The 536-nt window shown below is 54.1% G+C and carries 1 protein-coding gene; it reads right to left on the bottom strand.

Annotation, left to right across the window (positions count from 1 at the left end):
* Positions 1-10: 10 nt before the first annotated feature.
* A partial coding sequence (locus tag EMN46_RS18880; protein ID WP_195715332.1) for a DUF3672 domain-containing protein occupies positions 11-536 on the bottom strand: 526 nt, incomplete at its 5' end.

The following is a 536-nucleotide window of genomic DNA, read 5'->3' as shown; positions in this document are numbered from 1 at the left end:
TGTAACACACTCAGACCACGCTGATGCCCAGCGCCTGTTGCTTAATCACCATAACCTGCACATCGCTGGCAAACGTATACGGCGGAATATCTGCCGAATGCCGTGTGGACGTAAGCGTGAACGTCAGGATCACGTTTCCCCGACCCGCTGGCATGTCAACAATACGGGAGAACACCTGTACCGCCTCGTTCGCCGCGCCATCATAAATCACCGCACCGTTCATCAGTACTTTCAGATAACACATCGAATACGTTGTCCTGCCGCTGACAGTACGCTTACTTCCGCGAAACGTCAGCGGAAGCACCACTATCTGGCGATCAAAAGGATGGTCATCGGTCACGGTGACAGTACGGGTACCTGACGGCCAGTCCACACTGCTTTCACGCTGGCGCGGAAAAGCCGCGCTCGCCGCCTTTACAATGTCCCCGACGATTTTTTCCGCCCTCAGCGTACCGTTTATCGTACAGTTTTCAGCTATCGTCACATTACTGAGCGTCCCGGAGTTCGCATTCACACTGCCACTGATATCCGCATTT

The organism is Ancylomarina sp. 16SWW S1-10-2, from assembly GCF_009669305.1.
Taxonomy (GTDB): Bacteria; Bacteroidota; Bacteroidia; order Bacteroidales; family Marinifilaceae; genus Ancylomarina.
The sequence above is the reverse complement of the archived record's forward strand: the minus strand, read 5'-3'. Positions and strand labels throughout refer to the sequence as shown.